The organism is Paraburkholderia sp. MM5384-R2, from assembly GCF_014201025.1.
Taxonomy (GTDB): domain Bacteria; phylum Pseudomonadota; class Gammaproteobacteria; order Burkholderiales; family Burkholderiaceae; genus Paraburkholderia; species Paraburkholderia tuberum.
Genome location: NZ_JACHDI010000014.1, coordinates 70,092 through 96,160, shown reverse-complemented (window position 1 = coordinate 96,160; position 26,069 = coordinate 70,092). Strand labels below are relative to the sequence as shown.

Here is a 26,069-nt window from a genome sequence, read left to right as displayed (position 1 = left end):
CGCGTTGTCTGCGCTGTCGGTCAGACTTCGTCGGCGCGAAACGCATCGCGCAACCACACGAGCCTGCCGCCCTCGAACGCGACGACGTCGAAACGGCACGCGGGTTCGTCGCGCGGGCCGCGGTTCGTCGTGGCGCGCGTCGCGAGATAGTGCCGCGCCGCTCGCACGATGCGCTGTCTCTTCTGCCAACCGATGCTCGCAGCGGCACCGCCATAATGCCGCTGCGCACGCGCGCGAACTTCGACGAACACCAGCGCGCCGTCACGATCACTCATCACGAGATCGATCTCGCCGCCCCGACAGGTGACGTTGCGCGCCACGAAGCGCAGACGCTGGCGCTGCAAAAATTCTCGCGCGCGTGCTTCGAAAGCCGCGCCGACGGATTTGGACTGGTGAGCGCAGGAAAAGTTGTGGGCGGTTTTTGGACCGGCGTTTATGGGCATCTTTTGCGCAGTCTTCGGCGCGGCCTGCTCGCGCAAGCCCACATGGCACAATGTCGGCCTCGTTCCGTCTCCGTCTGTTTGTGTCTTCCGTGTCATGACTCCTCTCTCCGAACTCGCGCAAGGGCAGCAGTACCCCGCCGCCGCGCTGTATGTGGTGGCCACGCCGATCGGCAACATCGCCGACATCACGCTGCGCGCGCTGCACGTGCTCGGACTCGTGGATCGCATCGCCGCCGAGGACACCCGCAACACCGGTCAGCTGCTCGCGCGCTACGGCATCTCGAAGCCGCTCGTCGCCGTGCATCAGCACAACGAGCGCACCGCCGCGCAGCGCGTGATCGAGTATCTGCAGGCCGGCGAGCGCGTGGCCTACGTGTCCGACGCGGGCACGCCGGGCATCTCGGACCCCGGCGCCAAGCTCGTCGATGCCGTGCGCGAGGCCGGCTTCGTGGTGGTCCCGCTGCCCGGCGCGAGTGCGCTCGCCACCGCTCTCAGTGCGACCGGCGACTGGGTCGCGACGTTCTCGTTCCTCGGCTTCCTCCCGCCGAAGCCGAAGGCGCGCGCCGCCGCCTTGCAGGCGCTCGCGCAACATCCTCACGCGATGGTGTTCTACGAAGCGCCACACCGGATCGTCGAGACGGTGCAGGCGCTTGCCGATGCGTTCGGCGGCACACGCCGTCTGCTGATCGCGCGGGAACTGACGAAGTTACACGAAGCCCTGCACCAGGGCACCCTGGCCGAAGGGCCAACGTGGCTCGCTGCCGACGCGAACCGGCAGCGTGGCGAATTCGTGCTGGTGGTCGAAGGCGCGGCGCCCGAAGCGGCCGGCGAGCGCGATCACGACGCGCTGCTCGGCATCCTGCTGGAAGAATTGACGGTGAGCAGCGCGGCGAAGGTCGCGGCGGCGCTCACGGGCGCATCGCGCAACGTGTTGTACGCGCGCGCGCTGGCGCTGAAGGAAGACAAGCCCGAAACGTGAGGGTCGAGCCCGGCGGGTAAAAGGCTGACGGCAACAGAAAAGGGCCGCATGTCGCGGCCCTTCGATTTTCTGCAGACGGTTGGTTCAGCCGACGCGGCATCATCGCCACGTAACGTCACATCACTTGTTCGAATCCGAGTTCGACGCGAGCGTCTCGTTCAACTCGGCGCGCGCTTCCTGCTGCGTGAGCCCTTCGATCTTGACCCGCGCGGTGCCGGCGTGGCGCATGTCGAGCATGGCGGCGGCCGCCATCGACAGGTCGATCACGCGGCCGCGGGCGTACGGACCGCGGTCGTTGATCCGTACGATCACCGAGCGCGAATTGGCCGGATTGGTCACGCGCACGTACGAGCCGAGCGGCAGGGTGCGATGCGCGGCCGTCAGGGCATGCATGTCGTAACGCTCGCCATTGGCGGTGCGGCGGCCGTGGAAGAAGCGTCCGTACCACGACGCGCGTCCGATCTGATGGAAGTCCGCGACGTCGACGCCGTCGTCGGTGAGCGGCTGCGCGTCAGCCAGCGGCGACGCGGGCGCGCTCGACGCGCTCGGGCTCGAGGCCGGCGCGCTACCGAACGATTGTGGTCCGAAAGAGCTCAGGTGCGTGTTCTTTGTACTTTGCGGCGTGTCGTTCGCGGACGTATCGCGCGCGCCCGGAGGCGTGGTACAGCCGGCCAGTACAAAAAAGGCAAAAAGAGTCCCTAGACCACGGGTTAGCCGAGTTTTCATAAGACGTGCAATCACATTGTCGAGCCGCGTCACCCGCAAAACTGCTGGGTAGGTTGCTTGCGGCTCCGGCGGTAGGGACGACAACGCGCCGCGCGAAAATGCGCAGTACGTCAAAGCCCGGATACGGCTCACTCAGCCGCTACCGCACGGTTAATTTTCACGTCTGGCGCAACCTGTCCCCGGCAGCCTGACCAGACCCCACATGCCGCCAACTGAACGTGGCAATGACACGTTCTTGCGCGCGCAACTCAGCGCGCAGGAACGGCGGCGTAGGCCCCACCCAGCGTCACGGAGGTTAATTCCGTAGCAGGCGCGCGGCGCCTGGCTGGGCAAGACGTGTGCATCGAACGCATCGATACTGGATGGCCGTCGGCATTCCGACAGCCCTTACTTGAACGGCGAGCGGCATTCCCTTTTTGTGGAAACGCATCGCCTTGTGGCAGCACAATTCCTAGTGCATGAAGTCCATTATACCCAAAACTTTTTTCTGGGATGGCAAGCTGCTCAAAAACTTGATCAATCTTCACATTTATCGCAAAAATGGACTTGCGAAAGACGAAGACGGGCCGTGAGCCGGCCCCGTCGCATGGGCAGCGGAAGCTGTCGCGAGGCCCGGTACAATCAACGTTTTTCCAGCGCGTCGTCCAGCCATGAAAGTCACCCTGATCCCCGTCACGCCGTTCCAGCAGAACTGCTCGCTGCTCGTTTGCGAGGCCACCGGGCGCGCGGCCGTCGTCGATCCGGGCGGCGACCTTGACATGATCCAGCGCGAGATCGCGCGGCAGAACGTGACCGTCGAAAAGGTCTCGCTGACCCATGGCCACATCGATCACTGCGCTGGCGCGAAGACGCTCGCCACCCACTACGGCGTGCCGATCGAAGGTCCGCATCCCGACGAGCGCTTCTGGCTCGACATGCTGCCGGACCAGAGCACGCGCTTCGGCTTCCCGGCCGCCGACGCCTTCGAGCCGGACCGCTGGCTACAAGACGGCGACACCGTGCAATTCGGCGACGAAACCCTCGAGGTCTACCACTGCCCCGGCCACACGCCGGGCCACGTGGTGTTCTTCAGCCGCGCGCACCGGCTCGCGCTGGTTGGCGACGTGCTGTTCGCCGGCTCGATCGGCCGCACGGATTTCCCGCGTGGCAATCATGCGGACCTGATCCGCTCGATCCGCGACAAACTCTGGCCGCTCGGCGACGACGTCACGTTCGTGCCCGGCCACGGCCCGACCTCGACGTTCGGCGCCGAGCGCCGCACGAATCCCTACGTCGCAGACGGAGTGGGCGCATGAGCAGCGAAATCTATGTCAGTACCGACGTCGAAGCGGACGGCCCGATCCCCGGCCCGCATTCGATGCTGAGCTTCGCATCCGCCGCATACACCGAAGACAAGCAGCTGATCGCGACGTTCTCGGCGAATCTCGAACTGCTCGAAGGCGCAGCGCCGCATCCGGTTCAGGAAGCGTGGTGGAAGACCCAGCCGGAAGCATGGGCGGCCTGCCGCCAGGACTTGCAGAAACCCGAGGCCGCCCTGACCGCCTATGTCGAATGGGTCGAGGCGCTGCCGGGCAAGCCGGTGTTCGTCGCGATGCCGGCCGGCTTCGACTTCACCTATATGTTCTGGTACATGATGCGCTTCGTCGGCCGCTGCCCGTTTTCGTGGTCGGCGCTCGACATCAAGACGCTCGCGTTCGCGATGACCGGCCTGCCGTACCGCAAGAACATCAAGCCGCGCTTTCCGAAGCACTGGTTCGACGAGCATCCGCACACGCACGTCGCGCTCGACGACGCGATCGAGCAGGGTGCCCTCTTTTGCAACATGCTGAAGGACTTGCGCGCGCGTCAACCCGAGCTGCCGGGGGAGGGCAAGGATGATAGGGACGGCTCAGGGCAAAACGCCGCTCCCGACCCGCTAAATTAGGCAATCCCGCTCGCGAGAGCCGTTTTACATTGCGTTTCGTTTTCGCGCCCTCTACCATGCGTTGATACGGCGACGCTAACGGAGGCGCAGTTGACACTCGATACGTTCTCACAGAAGATCCTGCGCCTACTGCAGCTCGACGCACGTCGTTCCGTGCAGGAAATCTCCGACCAGGTCGGGCTGTCGAGCACGCCGTGCTGGCGGCGCATCAAGGACATGGAACAGTCGGGCGTGATCCAGCGCTACACGGCGCTGCTCGATCGCGAAAAACTCGGCTTGCACGTGTGCGCGCTCGCGCATATCCATCTGACGCGCCACACCGAAGGCGGCGTCGAGCAGTTCGAGCGGGAAATCGCCACCTGCCCCGAAGTGACCGAGTGCTACAGCACGACCGGTGAATCCGATTACATCCTGAAGATCGTCGCGCCGGACATCAAGGCGTACGACAGCTTCCTGCACGAACGCATTTTCAAGATTCCAGCCGTCGCGCAGGTGCGGACGAGCGTCGTGCTGCGCGAAATCAAGTTCGATACGCAGTTGCCGTTGTGACGGATGCCCCCGCTGAGGGCGGCATGAAGGTTCGCGGCATCGGGTGTCCGAAACTCATCGGACTCAGGCGGCGTTGTGAGGCTCCGTGGCAATTGACCGACCGCCGGGGGCGACGCCGGTCTTGAGTTCCGCCGCCGGACCGCCTTGCGCGGCCGAGATATCCCGTTGCAGCAGCACGTCTAGCTTGCGCGCGCCGAGACGACGCTTGAGCGCCTCCAGATCGACGCGCCCAAGCGACTGCGCCTCGCTTTCCAGCAGACGCGCGGCCTCTGGGCCGTCTGCAGCGCGCCCTTCAACGGACGCCGCCGCCGGTAACACCACCTCCACGTCGAGCCCGGTGCTCAGGTAGTGCAGATTTATCGCAGCGGCCTGCAAGCCCCAGGCCGCCAGCGCCGCGTCGACCTCGGCGGTCACGCGCTCCCGCGGCGGCAGATCGACCGGTGGATGCGCGAGCGCATCGTTTTCCGGATCGACGTGGATCAGCGCGTCGAGCACGCGCTTGTCGGTCAGCACACGCAGCCGCGCCGACTCCGCGATGTAATGCCCTTCCGATACCGAAATCATCGGATCGACCAGAATGTGCGCGTCGACGAGCGCGAAATCGCCCATCTTGCGCGTACGCATTTCGTGCACGTCACGCACGCCGGGGGTGGCCATCAGCAACGCGCGCATGTCGGCCACGGCGGTTTCGTCGAGCGCGCGGTCTGACAGATCCTGCAGCGCGTCCCAACCGAAGGTCCAGCCCATGCGCGCGACCATGAAACCGACGATGGCCGCTGCGATCGGGTCGAGCAACCGCAAGCCGGCGAGACTACCGATCACGCCGATTCCCACCACCAGCGACGACGCCGCGTCCGAGCGCGCGTGCCATGCGTTCGCGATCAGCATCGCGGAACGCACGCGCTTCGCCTCGCGCAGCATGTAGCGAAACAGCGCTTCCTTGCAGACCAGCACGAGCGCCGCGACCGCGAGCGCGCTCATGTGCACGGCGGGAATATTTTGCAGGTCGGCGAGCCGCGTACCGGCGCGCCACAACATGCCGACGCCGACCGAGATCAGCAGCGCGCCGAGAAATAACGACGCCACCGTCTCATAACGGCTATGCCCGTAATTGTGATCCGCGTCGGGCTTGGCCCCGCTGTGCCGATTTGCAATCAGCACGACAAAATCGGAAATAAGATCGGCAAGGGAATGGATACCGTCGGCAACTAGCGCCTGCGAGTGCGCGATCGTGCCGATGGCGATTTGCAGCGTCATCAACACGCTATTGAGCGCAATACTCGCAAAAGTACTTTTGCGCGCAACGCGTTGTTTCTCGGTGGTTTGGGCGATCGCGGCGGACTGCATGCTGAAGTGGCGGAAAGGTCAATTATCGTTATTGTAGCCGCCGCGAATCGCGCGCGCAGGGAAAAGCGGAAAAAACCTTTTTAAATCAATCGCTTATCTAAACGAAAAGCATTCGCGTTCCAGTTGCCTGAAGCGCATGCGACAAAACACTCGGCGCCGCAAATGACGAAAACCGCGCCCTGAACGGTGCGCGGCTTTTTGAGATTCTGCAGCAGGCTATAAACGCGGTGGATTGCCGCTATTCATACTACGTGCGGCCAACCCTCACTGCCCGCCTGATCGTGATTACTTCTGGATCAGAAACTTTTCGCGATCAAGACCCGCAATCCAGCGCGGCGGCTTGCCGCGACCGGACCACGTGCTGCCGCTTTCCGGATCACGATATTTAGGCGCGACGCCTGCGCGCGGCCGGCTCGCTTTAGCGCCTTTCGGTGCGCGGCCGCCGCCGAGTTCGCTCAGCGAAATGCCGTAATCCGCCATCTTCTGCTTGATTTCATTCAAGACTTCCGCGTATTCGCGCGACTTCGCTTCTTCAATCTGCTTTTCGAGCTTCTCGCGCTGTGCGAGCAGTTCCTTGTAAGAAGACATAGGTTTCCCTTGTGGTATGGATAAATGACCGCCGGTCTTTTGCCGACTCGCCTTTGAAGGTTTCATGCCTCGGAATTTGACGGCGAGATTAACACAAAATGGAAAGGCTGGATAAGCAACCAGAAAAAATTAATTTAAATTCGTTTCAAAAAATTTCCTGCGCTGCTTTTGGGTCGGACTACGGCCTTTCTAATCGCTGATTTCGCATGTCGCTAAAAAAGTCCACTCATCTGCATATTTACACGATTTAACTATCAAGAAATGAGACTTGAGCGGTCCATTGCACATCGAACATTTCACGGCATGAAAGCTTTGGCTTGGATAAGCCGCCCAATATTGAGACAAAGACCCCGTTCGCGATAAATGCTTAATCCGCATGCCGCTCGATGCAGACTTCGAGCGCGGCGTGCAATGTCCCGGTATCGGACCGGGCGCCATCGAATGCGAAACGGTGGCGCACGCCGTTGCGTTTCAGATCGGCGCCATAACGGTCGACACCCAGCAATTCGACGCCGCCCGCGCCACTCAGCCGGTGGCCGAATTCCGCGATCAGCGCGTCCTCCTCGCTGACTGCAAGCGGCGGCAGCGGATCGAGTTCGGCGCCATCGAGCCAGCCCATCGCGCCAAAGCCGCCGATGTAGCGCAGCCGCTGGATCTCCATGATCCAGAACGTGAAATCGCCCAGCATCAGGTAGCGCTCCGCGTCCGGATGATAGCGCAGGTAGCGCCGCGCCAGTTCCGGGCTCGAGCCGACCGGCTCGAAGCGGCCAAGCAGCGTGACGCGCTGGCCGCCCAGCACGTCGCCGTTGGGTGCGTCGACGGCCAGAAAACCAGCGCGCGGATCGGTGTGCAGGTTGTGCGTGTGCTCCGCGAGCCGGCTCACGAGGATCGTCGGACGATGCCGCGCGTCCGGCGCGAACGGCAGCACCGACGGATACGGAAAGCCCTCGGGCTGGCGAGCGTGCGTGGCGAGCGTGCCGACCGTGGCCGTGTGCAGCAGATGCAGCGGAGCGTGAGCCGGAATGTTCAACTGAGCGTTCCTCGGTGAATTTGGAATGAACGGAAAGCGGCGAGCGGCAGAAAAGCCGCCGCGCACGGCAATGCAAAAACCAACTGCGGCGTGCCATGACATCACAGCCGGCAATACCGCCAGGTTGCATCCCCAGCCTATCAATCGTATGCGCCCGATCCCACGGCTCCAAGCATTCGCCACCACGCTTCGATAGAATCGAAGATCCGCTTTCAATGCGCTTTCTCGCGCACTTCGCCTCGAGACCTCCGTGCCCGATCACCAAGCCTCCGAATTCGCCGTCCTGCCCGCCGCGCATCGCAATCTGTCCGTCACCGCACGGCAACGCGCACGCATTGCCACGATGGCGGTATTTTTCATCGCCGGCATGATGTACGCGTCGTGGGGCGTGCACGTGCCGACGGTGCGCGACCGCTTCCATCTGAATCCGGCGATGCTGTCGTTCGCGTTGTTCGCGGTGGCGGGCGGATCGATCGGCGCGATGGTGACCAATGCGTCGTGGATCGCGCGGGTCGGCACGCGCCGCGCCTGCCTGACCGGCGGCCTCGCGATGGCCGCCTGCGCCGCGCTGATCCTCGTCGTGCCGGCGTACTGGATCCTGCTCGTCGTGCTGGCCGTCTTCGGCGCGGGCATGGCCACGCTCGACGTCGCGATGAACGCCGAAGCGAGCGCCGTCGAAAAGGCGCTCGGCAAGCCGATCATGTCGTCGCTGCATGGGATGTTCAGCCTTGGCGGCATGTTCGGCGCGGCGGTGGGCGGGGCGCTGCTGTCGCGCGGCATGGCGCCGGCTGTGCATCTCGCGCTCGCCGCGGCGGCCAGCGCGCTCGTGCTGGTGCTCGCGTGCCCGTCGGTGCTGCCGCACGTGCCGCACGCCGAGCATCCCGATGCCGCGACGCCACGCGCGAGCCGCTGGCGCTCGCCGGCGTTGTGGGCGCTCGGCACGATGGCGCTGGTCGCGCTGATCGCCGAAGGCGCGATGTACGACTGGGCCACGGTCTATATGCGCGATGTCGTGCTCTCGACGCCCGCGCTCGCCAGCGCCGCCTACGCGGCGTTTTCCGGCGGCATGGCGGCAGCGCGTTTTGCCGGCGACGCGGTGCGCGCCCGCTTCGGCGCGCCGCAACTCGTGATGATCAGTGCGGCGCTCGCCTGCGCCGGGATGGTCGACGCGCTGCTGCTGCCGAATCCGGTGGCCGCGCTCGCCGGCTTTGCGCTGATCGGCCTGGGCCTCGCGAACATGATGCCGGTGCTGTTCGCCGCGGCCGCGAGCGTGAAGGGCATCCACGCGGCCGAGGGGCTCGCGCACGTCGCGGGGCTGGCCTATTTCGGGTTGCTGCTCGGACCGGTGATCATCGGTGCGGTCGCGCAGGTGACCAATCTGACGATCGGGCTGTCGGTCGTCGCTGTGTGCGCCGCGATGATCGCGCTCGTCGGGCCGAAGGTGCTGCGGCGTTTGAAGATCTGACGCAAACGCAACGCCAAAAAGAAGAGGCACGCAAGCCTGACGGCCCACGTGCCTCTTTGGCGGCAAATCGAAGTGCGGCCCGACGCCGCCTTCGACCACACCGAATCTACATCTTCACGACGTCGAGCAGCGTCTTCTTGCCTTGCTTGTAGTTGTACAGCGAGATCACGCCGTGCTGCAGGTCGCCCTTCGAGTCGAACGTCGTTTCGCCGATCACGCCCTTGTAGTCGGTCGTCGGCATCGCTGCCAGGATCTTCGCCGGATCGGTCGAGTTAGCGCGCTTCATCGCGTCGACGATGATGTACACCGCGTCATACGTGAACGGCGCGTAAATCTGGATCGGCTGGCCGAAGCGCTTCTCGTACTTCGTTTCGAACGCCTTGCCGCCCGCCATCTTTTCGAGCGCCATGCCGGCTTCCGAGCAGACGATGTTGTCGGTTGCGTCGCCGGCCAGGTCCGACAGCTTGTCGGTACACACGCCGTCGCCTGCCAGCACCTTCGCGCGCAGGCCGAGCTGCTTCGCCTGCTTGGCGAACGGGCCGCCGGTCGCGTCCATGCCGCCGTACATGATCGCGTCGGGATTTTCACCCTTGATCTTCGTCAGAATCGCTCGGAAGTCGACGGCCTTGTCGTTCGTCGCGTCGTGCGACACGACCTTCATACCGAGCGACTTCGCCGTCTTCTCGAATTCGTTCGCGAGACCCTGGCCGTAAGCGGTCGAGTCGTCGACGATCGCGACGCTCTTCACCTTCATGCCCTTCGCCGCGTAGTTCGCGAGAGCCGGGCCTTGCTGAGCATCGGTCGCGACGACGCGGTAAGTCGTCTTGAAGCCTTGCTGCGTGTAGGCCGGGTTCGTTGCCGACGGCGAGATCTGCACGATGCCCGCATCGCTATAGATCTTCGATGCCGGGATCGAGGTGCCCGAGTTCAGGTGGCCGACCACGGCGACGACCTTGTCGTCGACGAGTTTCTGCGCAACCTGCGTGGCCGTGCGGGGGTCGGCCGCGTCGTCCTGCGCGTCGAGTTGCAGCGTGATCTTCTGGCCGCCGATCGTCAGACCCTTCGCGTTGATTTCCTCAATGGCGAGGCGTGCGCCGTTTTCGTTGTCTTTACCCAGGTGAGCGATACCGCCAGTCAACGGCGCGACGTGACCGATCTTCACGACCGTGTCGGCCGCGGCCGATGTTGCCAACGTCGCGAACAGCACCGCCGCAGCGCTGATCGGCAACAGCTTTTGAATCTTGATGTTCATGTAAGTCTCCAGTTTCGGTCAAAACAACGTAATCGCCCTGTGCCCCGCTTCCCCTACACGTGTCGCTCAGTCCCGTGGACGACCACGCCGGTTGCATCGTTCATGCACTTGGCCAGTACGTTTACCGGACTGTTTGTGACAGTTGGCAAACCGTACTTGCGCGCAAGTGTAGGCCATCAAATTAATTTGCGGGAATTTTTTGAGAAAGTGGGAACAACACTAATAGCGCAGTTCCCGGGCGAACCGCTCGTGGCTTGGGCGAGCGGGCCGGAAAGCCCCAGCCCATGCGGGTTTCCGCTAATTAGGAAGTTTCTCCGCGGGCGCGGATTTAGCCATTTTCCGGCTTCTGTCACAGATGATTCGAAGGGTTTTTCAACTCAAAAATGTGGCGTGCCGCACAGGATTGTGAGTGCGGTAAAAAACTTAAATCAGCCTTAAATCGGCCATGCAATCAACGCGAGAACGCGGCGATTCGCACGGAGGCCGCCTGCCATTCCTGCTCGAGCTGCGCCATCAGTTCGATCGCGCCGATTGCTTCGGTGCGCGTGTGGCCAAGCGGCGCACCCTGCCCCGCCCACAACGACAGGTAATCGCCGTTCTGCGCACGCGCCGCGTTTTGCCGCAGCTCCTGCGTCAACGCGTTTTGCACCGGATACGGCGCGATGCTGTCCGCCGATTCGCGCAAACGTTGTATCAACGGATTGCGGATGCCGCGCGCGTGGCGGCCCGTGATCGCGCGCGTCACCGTGGTCGAGGTATCTGACATGCCGCGCACGCGGGTTTTCCATACCTCGGGGACCGCGCTCTCGCGGGTGGTCAGAAACGCGGTGCCCATCACCGCGGCTTGCGCGCCCAGCGCGAGTGCCGCGACGATGCCGCGACCGTCCATGATGCCGCCGGCCGCGAGCACCGGCAGCCCGGTCGCGTCGACCAGTTGCGGCACGAGCGCCATCGTGCCGACCAGCGCATCTTCGAATGCGCCGATGAACGTGCCGCGATGCGCGCCCGCCTCCGCGCCTTGCGCGGCGACGGCATCGGCGCCCGCATCGCGCCACGCGATGCCTTCTTCAACATGCGTCGCAGTCCCAACTACATAGCTGCCGCTCGCGTGCAAACGCTCGACGTCGTCCGCTGCTAGCAGTCCGAACGTAAAGCCGGCGACCGGCACCCGCAATTCGATCAGCGTGTCCAGTTGCGCGCGAAAGTCAAGCGCATAGCGTGCGAGCGGCTGTCCCGGCGGCAAGCCGAGATCGGCGTGCAGCGGATCGATTGCGTCGAGCGCGCGGCGCACGGTGGCTTCATCGGGCGAGACCGGATCGAGCACGAACAGATTCACGCCGAACGGGCGATCGGTCAGCGCGCGAATCGCCGCGACCTCGCTCGCGATCTTCTCGGGCGCGAGCGCCGCCCCCGCGAGAAAACCAAGTCCGCCCGCATTGGATACCGCCGCGACGAGCGCCGGCGTCGTCGCACCGCCGGCCATCGGCGCCTGCACGACGGGTACCCGCATCTGGAAGTGCTCGGCGAACGGCGTCACGAAACTGCCTTCATTCATGTTCGTTTCCTTGCGGCGCAAAGCCGTCGATGTGCTGATTCATGCGCTCGCCAACATGTTCGCGAGATGCGCTGACACGCGCGAGCCATCACGCGCTGACTTTACCGACACGCGCCATCGCGGAGAAATGAATTATCGAGATCGTTTCAATCGCCTGACGAGAATCGAAGCACTTCGCATCACCCGCGAGGCCCCGCTCCGCCCCCCTGCAAGGCGATTCTTTTGATGGCAAACTAACCGCCCGTTGCAGGGCCTCGTGGCCTTGAGCGTTCCGTACACACCGACCTCGCGCGGCGCTCGCGCGAGTCAATGGAGAACAGCATGAGCACGACTTCCCGATGGATCGACATCCCCGCCGGCAACGACAGTTTCGGCGGCTACCTCGCGCTGCCGAAGGGCGGCAAGGGACCGGCCGTCATCATCATTCAGGAAATCTTCGGCGTGAACGGCCATATCCGCTCGGTCGCGGATCAGTACGCGCAGGACGGCTATGTCGCGCTCGCCCCGGACGTGTTCTGGCGCGTGCAGCCGCGCGTCGAATTGACGTATGACGGCAAGGATCGCGAAAAGGGCATCGAGCTGATGCAGAAAACCAAGGTCGACGACGCGGTCGCCGACCTCGGCGCCGCCGCGGCCGCCTTGCGCGCGCTGCCGGAAGTGACCGGCAAGATCGCGGCGATCGGCTACTGCTTCGGCGGCCGTCTCGCCTATCTGGCCGCGGCGGCCGGTTCGGTCGACGCCGCTGTCGCCTACTACGGCGGCGGCATCCATAACCATCTCGACAAGGCCGCGAACATCAAGGTGCCGATGCAGTTCCACTACGGCGAGCTCGACGCGCATATTCTGCCGTCGGACATCGGCCAGATTCAGGAGCGCTTCGCGGGTCGCGCCGACGTGCAATTCAACATCTACCCGAACGCCGATCACGGTTTCAACTGCTCGGAGCGTGCGTCGTACAACCAGCACGCGTCGGCATTGGCGCATGGGCGCACGCTGACGTTCCTCGGCGAGCGGATGTAATCCGCGGTTCCGGCATTCAGTCGGACCGCCGCGTTGCGCATGTGATCGCAAGCTCGCGCATTTGAAGTGCGCACTCGAATTCACATGAGTCACGGCGGCGCTCAACTCGGGTACTCTGTGCAAGACGGCGTGTCGGCCGACACGCCGTCTTTTCACATGTGCGACGCCCGAGCGGAGCAACGCGATGCCGAGCGAAACGCCCCCGTCGCGCGTGCATGGCCGGCCACGAATTCAACGCAGCATGCCAACCGACCGCGAGGGCTCAACCGACGTGCAATCAGACTATCTCGCTCATGACGCCATCGGCCTCGCCGAACTCGTGCGCACGCGCCAGGTCAGCGCGCGCGAATTGATCGACGTCGCGATCTCGCGCACCGAGGCCGTCAATCCCGCGATCAACGCGGTCGTTCTGAAGGACTACGATGCGGCCCGCCAACGTGCGTCGCGCGAAGACGCGAATCGCGCGAATACCGTCGACGACGCGAACGGAACGGACAACTCCGCCGCCCACGCCGCGCTCGCCGGCGTGCCGTTCCTGATCAAGGATCTCGGCGCGCCCGTTGCGGGACTGCCCATGGCAATGGGCAGCCGACACTACCGGCACTTCATTCCGACTCAGGATGCGCCGGTCGTCGCGCTCGCGAAAGCGGCGGGTTTGAATATCTTCGCGAAGACCAGCACGTCCGAGCTCGGCCAGATGCCTTATACGGAGCCCGAACTATTTGGCGCGTGCCGTAATCCGTGGAATATCGATCACACGCCGGGCGGTTCGAGCGGCGGCGCGGCGGCGGCGGTCGCTGCCGGCATCGTACCGCTCGCGCATGCGTCGGACGGCGGCGGCTCGATCCGGATTCCGGCGTCGTGCTGCGGACTGTTCGGCCTGAAACCCTCGCGCGGTCGCGTGCCGCGCGCGGCGCAGGCCGGCGCCGGCGAACTCGGCATCGATCACGCCGTGTCGCGCAGCGTGCGCGACAGCGCGTTGCTGCTCGATCTGCTGGCCGGCAACGCCGAGCGGCCGAGCGGCGCGCCCGACACCTTTCTCGGCGCGACGCGCGAGCCGTGCAAACCGCTGACGATCGCCTACGTGACCGAGCCGATGCTCGCGCCGTCGTTATCGGCCGATGCGCGCGCCGCGCTCGACGACGCCGCGCAACTCGCGAGCTCACTCGGCCATCGTCTGGAGCCGGTGTCGCTCGGCGTCGATTTCGCGGCGGTCCGTCATGCGTTCCTGACGCTGTGGTCGGTGAGCGCCGAGGACCTCGTGCTGAACGCGGAGCGCATCACCGGCCACAAGCCAACGCGCGGCGAGTTCGAGATTTCGACATGGGCGATGGCGCACGTCGGCCGCAAACTCGGCGAGCAGGGCTTGCCGGCCGCGCTCGACGAACAGCGCCGCATCAGCGCGCGTCTGACCGACCTGCTGAACCGCTACGACGTGCTGTTGTGCGCGACGCTCGCGTCCGCGCCGATCAAGATCGGCGAGATGCGACCAAGCTCGGTCGAGCGCATGCAGATGCGCGCGATCACCACGATGCCGCTAGAACGATTGATGAAGAAACTGCTGTTCGAAGCGTCGAACAAGGCATTCGCGTGGGCCGGATGCACGGAGCTGTTCAACCTGAGCGGCCAGCCGGCAATGTCGGTGCCTTTGTACTGGAATGCGCGCGGGCTGCCGATCGGCGTGCAGTTCGCGGCGCGTATCGGCGGCGAGGCGACTCTGTTCAGACTCGCCGCGCAACTCGAGGCGGCACGGCCGTGGTTCGACAGGCGGCCACCATTGATGAATGCGCGCCGCTAAAAGTCCAACGGCCCGCTGCAATGAAGCTTTGAAAAACCGGCCCGGCTTGCGCAGCGCAGCCTGCGCCGCGCGCGGCGCGAAGCGCCACGATGCGCACAATCGCGGGATGCGCCGCGGTATTGCGGCGCATCCCGTGCGTGCTTGCAAGCACCTCAGGCGCAGGCTTGCTCAGGCCTTCTTGTTATAGGCGCTGCACCATCCCGTTGCCGCGACCTGCTTGCCCGCGAACATCGGGCAGCCGCCGTAAGCGTCGCCCGCCTTGCCCTGGAAGAAGCTGCAGTTGCTGCATTGCTCGCCAGGCGTGTATTTGGCGAATTTCGCCTTGTCGACCTTGCTCGCGTCCGCCTTGTAGCCAAGCGCCTGCGCGGTCGGATCGGTTTCGGAGACTTTCGGCGCGTCGGCGAACGCCTGGCGCGACAGCGCGAGCGTCGATGCCACACCGATGCTGGTGATCAAAAACGTACGACGGGAAGATCTCATGGGGAACGCACTCCATTTATATGGGAATCAACGCCGTTCTGATGACAGCGTTCGCCAAGCATAGCAACGTAGCCGTCGCCCGTGATATTCCAAATGTTAAAGATAAGCGGATCGGTACGGTCCAAACGCGGCCTCAAGGCCGCCCGCTCAGCTCGCAGACCCGCTGCGCAATCGCAAGCGATGCGGTCAACCCCGGCGACTCGATGCCGAACAGATTGACGAGCCCGCGCACGCCATGCGCGGCCGGCCCCTGGATCATGAAGTCCGCGGCGGGCTCGCCCGGGCCGGACAACTTCGGACGAATACCGGCGTACGCCGGCTGCAACGCGCCATCGGGCAAGGCCGGCCAGTACGCGCGAATCGCCGCATAAAACGACTCCGCGCGACGCGGATCGACGTCGTAATTGATCGCATCGATCCATTCGACGTCGGGGCCGAAGCGCACCTGGCCGCCCAGGTCGAGCGTCAGATGCACGCCGAGGCCGGCTTCGTTCGGCATCGGGTAGATCAGGCGGCTGAACGGCGCGCGCCCCGAAATGCTGAAGTAATTGCCGCGCGCCAAGTAGAGCGGCGGCACGTGGCGCGAGTCGAGTCCGCGAATCTTGCGCGCGAGTGCGTTCGCATGCAGACCCGCGCTGTTGATCACGCAGGCAGCGCTGATCGTGGCGGGCGCCGCACCGCCGACCGCGATGGTGAAACGGCCGTTGTGAGCCTCGATCGCCTCGACCGGCGCATGGAACGCGTACACGGCGCCGTCGCGCTCGGCATCGCCTTGCAGCGCGAGCATGTACTGATGACTATCGACGATCCCCGTCTGCGGCGAAAACACCGCCTCCACGCATTCGAGCGCCGGTTCGAGCGCCTGCGCCTGATCGCCGGTGACGCGCATCAGGTCGAGCACGCCGTTGTCGCGCCCTTTGGCCATGATGCTTTCGAGCTGCGGAATCTGGTTGCGCGAGGTGGCGACGAGCAGCTTGCCGCAGCGCGAATGCGGCACGTTGCGCTCGGCGCAATAGTCATACAGCATTTCGCGGCCGCGCACGCACAGCGTGGCCTTCAGCGATCCGCGCGGATAGTAGATACCCGCGTGAATCACTTCGCTGTTGCGTGAACTCGTGCCCACGCCGATGGCGTCGGCGGCCTCCAGCACGATCACCTCGCGCCCGCGCGCCGCCAGCGCGCGCGCCGTCGCGAGGCCGATCACGCCGGCGCCGATCACTACACATTCGATCTGATCCATATCCGTTGACGCGGCGCATTGGGCCGCGCGCTGCCTCGTTCAACCGATGGAAGGAAGACAAGTACGGCACCTCGCCGCCGCGTTCCGTTTGTTGTCGAACGCATCTGTCCGCTGGTTTGCTTATGTCTTTTTATCACCGCCACGGAAAATTGTACGACTCGGTACAGACAGAAGTGACAAACGTTCGTGCGCGCCGACCAGGCGATGGCGGCGCAAGCTGGCTCGATTCTGCGCTCCACATCGAAAATAGCAATAATTGCCGCGGCATTCTCCACGCAGGCTGTACAAATTTGCCGAGACAGCTCCCCAAATTCCAGAGAAGCGGGGTTTGGATGCGAAAAACCGACCGAAAACCTCAAAAACCGATCGGTTTTCGCCGGTTTCCGTAATCGAGGCGGATATCGGCGGGCTCGATCTGGTCGCGTCCCGCGATGCGCGCCGCGCCGAAGCCGTTCAGGATCGCGCGGCGCATCTCGCGCGGCGACGCCCGTTTGAGCGCATCGAGCGTCGCTTCGCCAAGCGTCCCCGGAAAGCGCAGGCCCCAGTTGTGCGCGCCGCGGATCTCGTCGTAGATCGACTGCGCGATGCGTCGCGCGCCGGCGTGGTCCGGCGGCGAGATCTCGTAGACGTTCATGCGGTTCAGGATCGGCTCGGGGATCGCGCGTTCGTCGTTGGCGGTCGCGATCCAGATCACGTTGCCCGCGTTGATCGGTATCTCGGCGAACTCGTCGATGAAGCTCTGGGCGGTGTCGTGTTCGAGTAGCGCGTACAGCGCGCCGAGCGGATCGTATTGCGAATCGCCGCTCGCCTTGTCGATTTCGTCGACGGCGATCACCGGGTTCGCGTAGCTGCCGTTCACGAGTGCATCGAACACCTTGCCCGGCTTCGCGTTCTTCCATTGCGACGACGCGCCCGACAGAATCCAGCCCGCCGTCAGCGAACTCATCGCGACGTATTGGTACGCGGTGCCGAGCAGGCGCGCGAGCTGCTTCGCGAAATGCGTCTTGCCGATGCCGGGCTCGCCGAGCAACAGGATCGGCATCAGTTCGAGCCGGTCCTCGGTTTCGAGGCACAGCGCGACCTGCTTGCGGATGTCGTCGAGCGGTGCGGAGAAATTGGGCAGCGCGCCGATCAGATCGTCGATCGACGGCATCCGGTTCGGCTTCACGCAGAATCGCAGATTGCCGGACTTCAGCATCTTTTCGTAGGTCGCGCGCAGCGCCTCGTTCGCGCCCTCGCCGAGACCGTTCAGCGCGCTTTCGACCTCGTCGAGGTCATACACCCGGCTGAACGAGGCCACGGCGATTTCCTGTTTGACCATTGCTGTCGTCATCGCTCACCCCGTTTGGCTGATTCTGCAGCGGCGGCGCCTTGTGAGCGCCGGTTCGAGTCCAGTGTAGCGAGGACACAAACGCGTGCAAGCCAGCAGTCATGTGGCTCTGCTGCTAACGATCGCTGGCATCCCATCCTTATCTGGAATGGAGTGTTGCTGAACCGGCCCTCGTCGACCGTGTCAGAAATCGTTGCGGCCATCGGGGGTAAGATGGCTCTCTAATTGCTACGAGGCACCCACGCAAACGACGCGTAAGCGGAGATCCTTTTTATGTGGAAAACCAGTATCGTGGCCATGCTGCTTGGCGCTTCGTTGCTCGCCCACGCGCAACAACAGCCAGCGCAGCAGGTCGTGCAATGGCAGCTGCAGGTGGTGAAAGATGGCCAGCAGATCGATTCGTTCGACGGCACCACCACCGTCGGCCAGGCGCGCACGGATACGCATCACCAGGTCGTGCAACATGAGGTCGGCTGCAAGGACCAGCCGGCCGGCAGCATCGATCTGTCACGCACGATCACGGTGTCGCCGCTGCGCGTCGATCCCGAGGGCGTGATGTTTTCGATCGACACGCAGGAAACGCTCGAGGACGACAATGCGCGGCGCACCGACATCGGCTGCAAGCTGCCGCCGCAGCCGCGCCAGGTGAGCGCGAGCCACCCGGGTCTCGTGGTGCCGCCGGATCAATGGGCGAGCTGGACGATCGTCGATCACAATCCGAGCCTCGTGTACCGCGTGCATGCGAACGTCGTGAGCAACGGTGCGAACGGCAACGGCACGAACGGCGGCATGAGCGGCAATGGCGCCGCGACCGGCAGCAGCAATCCGAACTGACAGGAACCGCGCGCCTTACCGACGCGCTCAAACAGCACACGTGGATAACGCGGCATGCGAAACCCAGAAGAACTGATCCGCGAGAGCCTCGCGCCGAACGATTTCGTCGCGGTGAGCTGGAACCTGCACAAGGGCCGCACGCCGCTCGGTTTTCAGGCCTGGCAGGCGATGCAGCGCTGGGTTCAATCGACCCACGCCGACGCATACTTCCTGCAGGAAGCGATGGCGCGGCGTATGCCGTCGCCGGTATTGGCGAGCAGTTTCGGCACGCCGATGGGCGATCCAATGACCGATGTATGGCACTGTCAGGCAACCGAAATCGCGCGCGCGCTCGAACTCGAAGTCGCGCTCGGCCCGAACGTGTTCAAGCCGTCATGGCGGCACGGCAATGCGATCCTGTCGCCGCATCCGCTCGATCTCGGCGGCCGCTGGGACATCTCCGCGCACCGCTTCGAAAAACGCGGCCTGCTGGTCGCGCGTGCGACGTTCGGCGGACGGCTCGTCACGTTGCTCTGTGCGCATCTCGCGCTGACGCGTCCGGCGCGGTTGCGGCAGATGGACTGGATCGCGCACTGGATCGCGAAGGAAGCCCCCGACGGTCCGCTGGTGCTGGCCGGCGATTTCAACGATTGGCGCAACGACTCGGTGCCGCTCTTTCGCGAGCATGGCTTGCAGGAAGTCGCGACGCTGCTCGGCGAACCGGCGCGCACGTTCCCGGCGTTCTCGCCGGCGCTGTCGCTCGACAAGATGTTCGTGCGCGGCATGCAGCCGGTCGAATGGATCCAGCCGACGCAGGAGACCGCGTGGCTGTCCGATCATTTGCCGTATATGGCGAAGTTGCGGCTGGAGTGAGCGCTTCTGTCGGTTGAGCTTTCGCCAACGGAAAGCGCGTCCCCCCTCACTCGCGATGCGGCGTCCAGCTCAACGCCGCTTCGATCTCCTCCCCCGGCTGCAATTCGCAGCCACCGACGTGTTCTTGTGTACCAACCGCGTTGAAGCAATCGGTCGTATTCGTGACCGGTTCCACACATAACTGCGGATCGTTGACCGGCGCGAACACGACCAGGTGATCGAACGGCGCGTCGGCACGCATCGTCAGATTGCGGCGCTCGTCGGGCCACGCGATCGTCGCCACGCGCGACCAGTTCGAAAAGTTGTTGTCGAGATCGAACGCATCGGGCGACATGCCCGCGCGCAATGCGTCGACGGCGGGATGCGGGCTGAGATGCGTCGGCAGCACGTCGGTGTCCGCGTGCCACATCGCCTGCACGTCGGCATGGATGCGCGTCGCCGGGGTGCGCGGATAGTACGGATGATGGCCCATGCCGAACGGCATCGGCCGGCCGGCGAGATTGCGCGCGGACATCGTGATGTGGAGCGCGCCACCGCGCAACTCGATACGCTGCCGCGCGCGATAGCGAAACGGCCAGTCGTTAGTCACGCTCGCATCCGGTTCGTGCTCGAAGTGCAAGTCCACCGCGCTTTCGCTGCGTGCGCCGACGCGCCACGGATGCCGCCACGCGTTGCCATGCAGCGCGTGGGCGAAACGCGGGTCGTTGCCGGCGAGATCGATCGTCGCGCCGTCGAACGCGAAGCGCGCATCGCGAATCCGGTTGCAGTATGGGAACAGCGGAAAGCTCGCCATGCGCAGCGGATCGCGCGCTTCGAACGCTTCCGGCAGCGCCGGCCGCAGCCAGTGCAACGGACCTTCCGGCGTGACTTCGTAGAACGCCGCGAGCGCGCCGCCAACGTCCGGCGCGAGCACCGCTCGCAACGCACCGGCCGACAACGTGACGAGGCGCGCGGCGATCACGGGATCGTCGAGCCATGAGCGTTGAGTCGCCGATCGAGTCACGGCATATGCCTCGCGCGGCCGGGCAGGATTCAGGGAAACGTCGCGCATGGTCAGACGAGGCGAAACCGCGAGCGGAAAGCGGCATCAACGTGCATTCATATCTCCTTTGACTGCCGCGCACCCCGCGGCCGGAGGACCACCTCAGTCCGCCCCGTCGAGAATCGCACGACACCGCACCATTGGTCAATATTATTAGTAATAAATTCGTTCAAAAATGGCTGGTAACGGACCGTACGCTCCGTTCCCAAATGGCGGGTTAGCGCGCGTTGCCGCGCGCATATTATTAGTGGTACCGTCAGCAGCATGATGCCGCTGGCATTCCCCCGCTTCAGCGCCGCCTCGGCGCGGCCCGCACAATGAAAAAATCGACTCAACGCCGTCCCACCATGACCGACGTCGCGAAGCTCACCGGCGTGTCGCAATCCACCGTCTCGCTCGTGCTCAACAACGCGGCCGGCGCAAAATTCTCCGATGCGACCCGCAACAAGGTGCTGAAGGCCGCGCACGACCTCGGCTACCGGCTGTCGCTGCGCGCGCTCGTAGCGGCATCGAGCGACGAGCGCAACCTGATCGTCTATCTGGCCGACGAAATCTCGACGAGCCCGCACCCGGTCGTCAACATCGACGGCGCGCGCGACGCCGCGTACGCGAGCGGCAAGATGCTCGCGGTCTACTCGACGCACGGCAACGCCGACATCGAAAAACAGGTACTCGACACGGTCCTCACCAATCCGCACGTGTTCGGTGTGATCTACGCGACCGTCTACACGCGCAAGGTCGCGCCGCCGAGCGCGCTGTCGCAGGTGCCGACCGTGCTGCTGAACTGCTACACCGGCGACAGCACGTTCTCGTCCGTGGTGCCAGCCGAGGTCGCGGGCGGCCATCTGGCGACCGAGTACCTGCTGCAGGCCGGCCACCGGCGCATCGGCTACATCAACGGCGAGCCGTGGCAGGACGCCGCGAAAGACCGCCTGAAGGGCTACCGAACCGCGCTCGCGACCGCCGATCTGCCTTTCGCGGCCGAACTCGTGCGCGACGGCGACTGGAGCCCCGGCCTCGGCTTCGAGCTGACGCTGTCGCTGATGCGCGAGGCCAATCCGCCCACCGCGATCTTCTGCGCCAACGACCTGACCGCGATCGGCGCGATCGAGGCGCTCAAGCAGCTCGCCCTGCGCGTGCCCGAGGACGTGTCGGTGCTCGGCTACGACGACCAGGAAATCGCGCGCCACACGCATCCGCCGCTATCGACGGTGGTGCTGCCCAACTACGAACTCGGCCGCTGGGCCGTCGAAACGCTGCTGCAGGAAGAGCAGAATCGCGCAGCCGGCGCGCCGGTGCGCCATCGCACGGTCAAGCTCGACGGACCGCTGGTGGAACGCACCTCGGTCAGGGTAATTACCGAGGCAAAACCGGCGGCAATTAATATTATTAGTGATTGACAGATAATAATTTTGAGTGGAATAATCGGCACGTCGGGTCGGGAAGACAGCGCGCCGGTGGGTCATAGCCAATCGCGCGCTCGCCGGCGAACCAACGTCGCCCCCCCGGCTGGACAGAGGCAATCCCGAGCAGCACGAAAAGCAAATAAATACCCCGCCCGCACGGTCCGCGAGCACCGTGCACAAGTGGCGCCATCTCGCGATGCAGCGCGAAGTGATCGTGCTGCTCGCGATGCTGCTGTTCAACCTGATATTCACGCCGCACTTCTGGTGGTTGCAGACGTTCAACGTGAACATGACGCAGGTCGTGACGATCGTGATCGTCGGCATCGGCATGACGCTGGTCGTCGCGACGGGCGGCATCGATCTGTCGGTGGGCGCGTCGATGGCGATTTCGGGCGCGCTTGCGCCGAGGCTGTTTCTCAACATAGCGGGGCCGCTCGGCGTCGGGCTTGCGTTCGTGCTGCCGGTAGTCGCGGCGGCCGCATGCGGCGTGTTCAACGGCCTGCTCGTCACTCGTTTATCGGTGCAGCCGATCGTCGCGACGCTCGTGCTGTTCATCGCCGGACGCGGCATCGCGCAGGTCGTCACCGACGGCAGCCTGCAGGCGTTCGACACGCCAGCCTTTCAGTGGATCGCGCTCGGCAAGGTCGCGGGCGTGCCGTTCCAGGTGCTGCTGATGCTCGCGCTGGTCGGCGGGTTCGCATAGGTCGTGCGCAAGACGTTGTTCGGCCAGCATCTGCTGATCACCGGCGGCAACGAAAAAGCCGCGTATCTGTGCCGGCTCGACACAGCGCGCGACGCACGCGGCGCGATGCGCCTGCCCGTATCACCAACCCGTCGAAGCCAGTGTATGAACCGGATGCAGATATCGCACGAGAAGCCTCCATTTGACACCTCCTACTCGCATGGGCGGCCGCAGCCGCCAGGACGAGTCGCGCACCCACCGCACTGCCTGGCTTCGCGCGACTCGCGCCCTGCGTAAACGAGGCAACGTCGGGCGTATTCCCCAAAAAATCGCGGCGTGCAAACGATAGTCGAAAGCGAGGCGATCTCGATGGCGCCGGCAGGGTTCCGCCCCATTTGCCAGTTTTATCAGCAGGGTCAATGCTGCAGCGCACGCCGCCTTTCGGTATCATCCTGAAAATGTTGCCCTTGCGGCGCGTCGCTTTCGCGCCTGCCGGGCAACCAATGGCAGCCGCCTTTCGCGGCGTTCGCCGAATCGCCGTACCCCGCTGAAGCACGGCCGCACTCACGCCAACGTACTTCGCGGCGCCAGCATGCCGGCGCCGCCGCTTCCCGGTTTGGCAACCCGCTTTACCACGCTCGGCCGCCGCGCCGCGGCCCCGCCCCGGCGGGCACGGTAAAATGACGGATTGCGCGGGAGTCCCGACCACGGGTCAGCGCAGCATTGCCCTTGCCGTGCCGGCCGGCTCAGACGACTGGCCGCCTTTGTTTTCGCACTATCCAAGAAGCCATGAGCAACCTGAATTCACAAACCGTCCTGAGCGTCCATCACTGGACCGATACGCTTTTCAGCTTCACCTGCACGCGCGATCCGTCGTTCCGTTTCGAAAACGGCCAGTTCACGATGGTGGGCCTGCAGGTCGAGGGCAAGCCTCTGCTGCGCGCATACAGCCTCGCCAGTGCGAACTACGAAGAACATCTCGAATTCCTCAGCATCAAGGTGCAGGACGGCCCGCTCACATCGCGACTGCAGCACCTGAAGGTCGGCGACGAAGTGCTGATCGGCAAGAAGCCGGTCGGCACGCTGGTGGCCGACAACCTGCTGCCGGGCAAGACGCTGTGGCTGTTGTCCACCGGCACGGGCCTCGCGCCGTTCATGTCGATCATCAAGGATCCGGACATTTACGACCGCTACGAGCGCGTGGTCCTCACGCATACCTGCCGTTTCGTCGACGAACTCGCGTACAAGGAATACATCACCGAGCACCTGCCGGCGCATGAACACCTCGGCGAGTTCGTACAGGAAAAGCTGCTGTACTACCCGACCGTCACGCGCGAGGCGTTCCAGAACCGCGGCCGCATCACCGAGCTGATCGAAACCGAAAAGCTGTTCGCCGACCTCGGCGTGCCGGGTTTCTCGCTCGAGGACGACCGCGTCATGCTGTGCGGAAGCCCGCACATGCTGCGCGACACGCGCAAGCTGCTCGAAGACGCGGGCTTCAAGGAAGGCAGCAACAACGAGCCGGGCCATTACGTGGTCGAAAAGGCCTTCGTCGGCTAAGCCGGCCGGCATTCTTCTTCACGGCCCGCGCGCCGCGAATTCCAAAAAAGGAGCCTCCGGGCTCCTTTTTTTGTTGCTCCGTTACAAATTGGAGCGCGTGGCGTCACCTTCGCTGTCAGAATTCCTCTGACAGCACGAGTCCGCGGTAAACATCATGTAATCTCTGAAGACTCTGCGCTAAGCCTTGGTGGGACTGCTTTTTTAATCTTTTTGAGATATCATCGCGCCGCGAGATCAGACGAATTCATGCACCGATCGTCGTCCACCCGAGTTGTTACTGAATGTAAATTTCGTTACGTTGGGCCATCGTGTTTCGTCCGACGCGAAACCTCGTGATTCGCGGGCTTTGAATGCGTCTGCGCGTGCCCGCTTCGCCGTCCACTCCGCCTCCTGAGAGGGAAATTCATGGATACGTCGACTGCCGTCCCGTTCAACGCTGCGCTGGCTTCGGCCGCGCAGCGTGATGGCTTCGACATGCCATCGCTCGCCGCGCGCGAGATCGAGCGGCTGCGCGCGCGGGTACGCGAGCTGTCGGCCGAATTGGTCGACGCGCAGGAAAGCGTGCGCCGTCACGTCGCGCGCGAGCTGCACGACGGCGTCGGCGCAGAGCTGACTGCGACGCGCTTCGCGTTCGCCGGCATCGAAACCTGGCTGCCCGCCGACGCGCCGCCTCAATGCGCGGCCGCGCTCGCGGTCGCGAATCGTTCGCTCGACGCCGTGCAGGCGGCAAATCGCGACGCCATCGCGCAACTGCACGCGCCGTCGTTCGAGACAGGCCTCGCCGGCGCGCTGCAGTGCTGGGCACGCGACTTCTCCATGCGCACCGGCTTGCGCACCACCTTCACCTGCAGCGGTGACGCGCGGCTCGCGCGCCTGCCCGCCGATGCCGCGCTCGCCGTGTTCCGCGTCGCGCAGGAAGCGCTGAACAACGTCGCGAAGCACGCGCGCGCGACCTGCGCCGACCTGCGCGTCGAAACCGGTGCGCGTCATCTGAGGCTCCTCGTCAGCGACGATGGCATCGGCCTGCCGCGCGGCGCGCGCGAACGCGGTGGCCAGAAAAAAACCGGCGGTCGTTTTGGCCTCGCCGGCATGCAGGCGCGCTGCGCCGCATTCGACGGCACGCTGCGAATCAGCGCGAGGCGCACGAGAGTCGATCGTGGCGAGGACAGCGGCACTGGCAGCAACGGCGCCATCACCCCGCGCGGCACCCTGATCCAGGCCCGCTTCGCGTGGCACGCGCTGCGCGCGGCCGCCCCAACGCCGCGCGCCGCCCGGCGCGCGCTGCAATCGTGAGCCCGCGACCATGAGCCTGCGCATCCTGATCGTCGAAGATCACGCGGTGGTCCGCCAGGGCGTTCGCCAACTGCTGCTCGATCGCGGCGTCGCGCGCGAGGTCGCCGAGGCGCAAAGCGGCTCCGAAGCGCTCGACCTGGTCGTCCACCAGAGCTTCGACGTCGTGCTGCTCGACATTTCGCTGCCCGACATGAATGGCGTCGAGGTGCTCAAGCGTCTGAAGCGCAAGGCGCCGCGCGTCGCGGTGCTGATGTTCTCGATGTATCGCGAGGACCAGTACGCGGTGCGCGCGCTCAAAGCCGGCGCGTCCGGCTATCTGTCGAAGACGGTCGATGCCGCGCAGATGATCGGCGCGATCCAGCAGGTCGCGGCGGGCCGCAAGTACGTGAGCCCCGAGATGGCCGAGGCGCTCGCCGACTACGTGTCGTTCGACGGCGAGCAGTTGCCGCACGAAAAGCTGTCCGATCGGGAGTACCAGACGCTGTGCATGCTCGCGTCAGGCAAACGTCTCACCGATATCGCGGCCGCGCTGTCGCTGTCGGTGAAGACGGTCAGCGTGTACCGCACGCGGCTGCTCGACAAGATGAAGCTGCGCAACAACGCCGAGCTGACCTTCTATGTAATGAGCAACCGCCTGGTCGATCTGAATCCCGCGATGGCGGGCTAGTCCAGCA

The 26,069-nt window shown here is 64.6% G+C and carries 24 protein-coding genes and 1 pseudogene; 14 read left to right on the top strand and 11 right to left on the bottom strand.

What is annotated here, in order from left to right; genetic code table 11:
* Positions 1-20 precede the first annotated feature (20 nt).
* Positions 21-443, bottom strand: a complete 423-nt coding sequence (locus HDG37_RS21880) for a YraN family protein (RefSeq protein WP_260334958.1) — start codon at positions 441-443, stop codon at positions 21-23.
* A 94-nt stretch (positions 444-537) separates the two neighbouring features.
* On the opposite strand from HDG37_RS21880, the gene rsmI reads away from it, so the two are divergent.
* Positions 538-1,422 (top strand): 16S rRNA (cytidine(1402)-2'-O)-methyltransferase, encoded by an 885-nt coding sequence (gene rsmI, locus HDG37_RS21875; RefSeq protein WP_184051219.1) that lies wholly within the window; start codon positions 538-540, stop codon positions 1,420-1,422.
* A gap of 120 nt (positions 1,423-1,542) precedes the next feature.
* Here the strand turns inward: rsmI and HDG37_RS21870 are convergent, their stop codons facing one another.
* On the bottom strand, positions 1,543-2,148 hold the full coding sequence (locus HDG37_RS21870; RefSeq protein ID WP_184051217.1) for a septal ring lytic transglycosylase RlpA family protein: 606 nt from the start codon (positions 2,146-2,148) through the stop codon (positions 1,543-1,545).
* 650 nt (positions 2,149-2,798) lie between these two features.
* On the opposite strand from HDG37_RS21870, the gene HDG37_RS21865 reads away from it, so the two are divergent.
* The 3 genes from HDG37_RS21865 to HDG37_RS21855 all read left to right on the top strand — a co-directional run bounded on the left by HDG37_RS21865 (position 2,799) and on the right by HDG37_RS21855 (position 4,621).
* Positions 2,799-3,443 carry an MBL fold metallo-hydrolase gene (locus tag HDG37_RS21865; RefSeq protein ID WP_184051215.1) on the top strand — a complete coding sequence of 215 codons (645 nt, stop codon included), beginning with the start codon at positions 2,799-2,801 and terminating at the stop codon, positions 3,441-3,443.
* Positions 3,440-4,072: an exonuclease gene (locus HDG37_RS21860; RefSeq protein WP_184051213.1), complete on the top strand. Its 633-nt coding sequence runs from the start codon at positions 3,440-3,442 to the stop codon at positions 4,070-4,072. The genes HDG37_RS21865 and HDG37_RS21860 overlap by 4 nt, the downstream gene beginning before the upstream one ends.
* 90 nt (positions 4,073-4,162) lie before the next feature.
* Entirely contained in the window at positions 4,163-4,621 is a 459-nt protein-coding gene (locus tag HDG37_RS21855; protein ID WP_012431468.1) for an Lrp/AsnC family transcriptional regulator, read from the top strand.
* Positions 4,622-4,684: 63 nt separating this feature from the next.
* On the opposite strand, the gene HDG37_RS21850 is transcribed toward HDG37_RS21855, so the two are convergent.
* From HDG37_RS21850 to HDG37_RS21840, 3 genes are all read right to left on the bottom strand, one after another.
* Positions 4,685-5,968, bottom strand: a complete 1,284-nt coding sequence (locus HDG37_RS21850; protein ID WP_184051211.1) for a cation diffusion facilitator family transporter — start codon at positions 5,966-5,968, stop codon at positions 4,685-4,687.
* Between the two features lie 285 nt (positions 5,969-6,253).
* Entirely contained in the window at positions 6,254-6,556 is a 303-nt protein-coding gene (locus HDG37_RS21845; protein WP_008921239.1) for an H-NS family nucleoid-associated regulatory protein, read from the bottom strand.
* A 367-nt stretch (positions 6,557-6,923) separates the two neighbouring features.
* On the bottom strand, positions 6,924-7,586 hold the full coding sequence (locus HDG37_RS21840) for a HugZ family protein (protein ID WP_184051209.1): 663 nt from the start codon (positions 7,584-7,586) through the stop codon (positions 6,924-6,926).
* A gap of 250 nt (positions 7,587-7,836) precedes the next feature.
* Here HDG37_RS21840 and HDG37_RS21835 point away from each other — a divergent pair, with 250 nt between their 5' ends.
* Positions 7,837-9,051 carry an MFS transporter gene (locus HDG37_RS21835; protein WP_184051207.1) on the top strand — a complete coding sequence of 405 codons (1,215 nt, stop codon included), beginning with the start codon at positions 7,837-7,839 and terminating at the stop codon, positions 9,049-9,051.
* 106 nt (positions 9,052-9,157) lie between these two features.
* Here the strand turns inward: HDG37_RS21835 and HDG37_RS21830 are convergent, their stop codons facing one another.
* A complete protein-coding gene (locus HDG37_RS21830) occupies positions 9,158-10,303 on the bottom strand; it encodes a branched-chain amino acid ABC transporter substrate-binding protein (RefSeq protein WP_184051205.1) in 1,146 nt (381 codons plus the stop codon).
* A 451-nt stretch (positions 10,304-10,754) separates the two neighbouring features.
* Positions 10,755-11,858, bottom strand: a complete 1,104-nt coding sequence (locus HDG37_RS21825; protein WP_184051203.1) for a nitronate monooxygenase family protein — start codon at positions 11,856-11,858, stop codon at positions 10,755-10,757.
* Between the two features lie 321 nt (positions 11,859-12,179).
* Here HDG37_RS21825 and HDG37_RS21820 point away from each other — a divergent pair, with 321 nt between their 5' ends.
* Positions 12,180-12,878 carry a dienelactone hydrolase family protein gene (locus tag HDG37_RS21820; protein WP_018419150.1) on the top strand — a complete coding sequence of 233 codons (699 nt, stop codon included), beginning with the start codon at positions 12,180-12,182 and terminating at the stop codon, positions 12,876-12,878.
* Positions 12,879-13,119: 241 nt separating this feature from the next.
* Positions 13,120-14,676: an amidase gene (locus HDG37_RS21815; protein ID WP_221312102.1), complete on the top strand. Its 1,557-nt coding sequence runs from the start codon at positions 13,120-13,122 to the stop codon at positions 14,674-14,676.
* Between the two features lie 168 nt (positions 14,677-14,844).
* Here the strand turns inward: HDG37_RS21815 and HDG37_RS21810 are convergent, their stop codons facing one another.
* The 3 genes from HDG37_RS21810 to HDG37_RS21800 all read right to left on the bottom strand — a co-directional run bounded on the left by HDG37_RS21810 (position 14,845) and on the right by HDG37_RS21800 (position 17,729).
* Positions 14,845-15,156, bottom strand: coding sequence for a high-potential iron-sulfur protein (locus HDG37_RS21810; protein ID WP_026225561.1), 312 nt, complete (start codon positions 15,154-15,156; stop codon positions 14,845-14,847).
* Between the two features lie 133 nt (positions 15,157-15,289).
* Positions 15,290-16,396 carry an NAD(P)/FAD-dependent oxidoreductase gene (locus tag HDG37_RS21805; protein WP_184051201.1) on the bottom strand — a complete coding sequence of 369 codons (1,107 nt, stop codon included), beginning with the start codon at positions 16,394-16,396 and terminating at the stop codon, positions 15,290-15,292.
* Between the two features lie 355 nt (positions 16,397-16,751).
* Positions 16,752-17,729, bottom strand: coding sequence for an AAA family ATPase (locus HDG37_RS21800; protein WP_184051199.1), 978 nt, complete (start codon positions 17,727-17,729; stop codon positions 16,752-16,754).
* Positions 17,730-17,999: 270 nt separating this feature from the next.
* Here HDG37_RS21800 and HDG37_RS21795 point away from each other — a divergent pair, with 270 nt between their 5' ends.
* Entirely contained in the window at positions 18,000-18,560 is a 561-nt protein-coding gene (locus HDG37_RS21795) for a hypothetical protein (RefSeq protein ID WP_184051197.1), read from the top strand.
* A gap of 54 nt (positions 18,561-18,614) precedes the next feature.
* Positions 18,615-19,412, top strand: a complete 798-nt coding sequence (locus HDG37_RS21790; RefSeq protein ID WP_184051195.1) for an endonuclease/exonuclease/phosphatase family protein — start codon at positions 18,615-18,617, stop codon at positions 19,410-19,412.
* Between the two features lie 46 nt (positions 19,413-19,458).
* Here the strand turns inward: HDG37_RS21790 and HDG37_RS21785 are convergent, their stop codons facing one another.
* Entirely contained in the window at positions 19,459-20,463 is a 1,005-nt protein-coding gene (locus HDG37_RS21785; RefSeq protein WP_221312101.1) for an aldose 1-epimerase, read from the bottom strand.
* Positions 20,464-20,801: 338 nt separating this feature from the next.
* Between HDG37_RS21785 and HDG37_RS21780 the strand changes: the two genes are divergently transcribed.
* From HDG37_RS21780 to rqpR, 5 genes and pseudogenes are all read left to right on the top strand, one after another.
* Positions 20,802-21,854 carry a LacI family DNA-binding transcriptional regulator gene (locus HDG37_RS21780; protein ID WP_184051391.1) on the top strand — a complete coding sequence of 351 codons (1,053 nt, stop codon included), beginning with the start codon at positions 20,802-20,804 and terminating at the stop codon, positions 21,852-21,854.
* Between the two features lie 202 nt (positions 21,855-22,056).
* Positions 22,057-22,653: pseudogene (locus tag HDG37_RS39440) on the top strand (ABC transporter permease); the annotation flags it as partial.
* Positions 22,654-23,331: 678 nt separating this feature from the next.
* Positions 23,332-24,102, top strand: coding sequence for a ferredoxin--NADP reductase (locus HDG37_RS21770; protein ID WP_018419136.1), 771 nt, complete (start codon positions 23,332-23,334; stop codon positions 24,100-24,102).
* A gap of 405 nt (positions 24,103-24,507) precedes the next feature.
* On the top strand, positions 24,508-25,395 hold the full coding sequence (locus HDG37_RS21765; RefSeq protein WP_184051192.1) for a sensor histidine kinase: 888 nt from the start codon (positions 24,508-24,510) through the stop codon (positions 25,393-25,395).
* A 10-nt stretch (positions 25,396-25,405) separates the two neighbouring features.
* Positions 25,406-26,062, top strand: a complete 657-nt coding sequence (rqpR, locus tag HDG37_RS21760; protein ID WP_184051190.1) for a response regulator transcription factor RqpR — start codon at positions 25,406-25,408, stop codon at positions 26,060-26,062.
* The last annotated feature ends 7 nt before the right edge of the window (positions 26,063-26,069 follow it).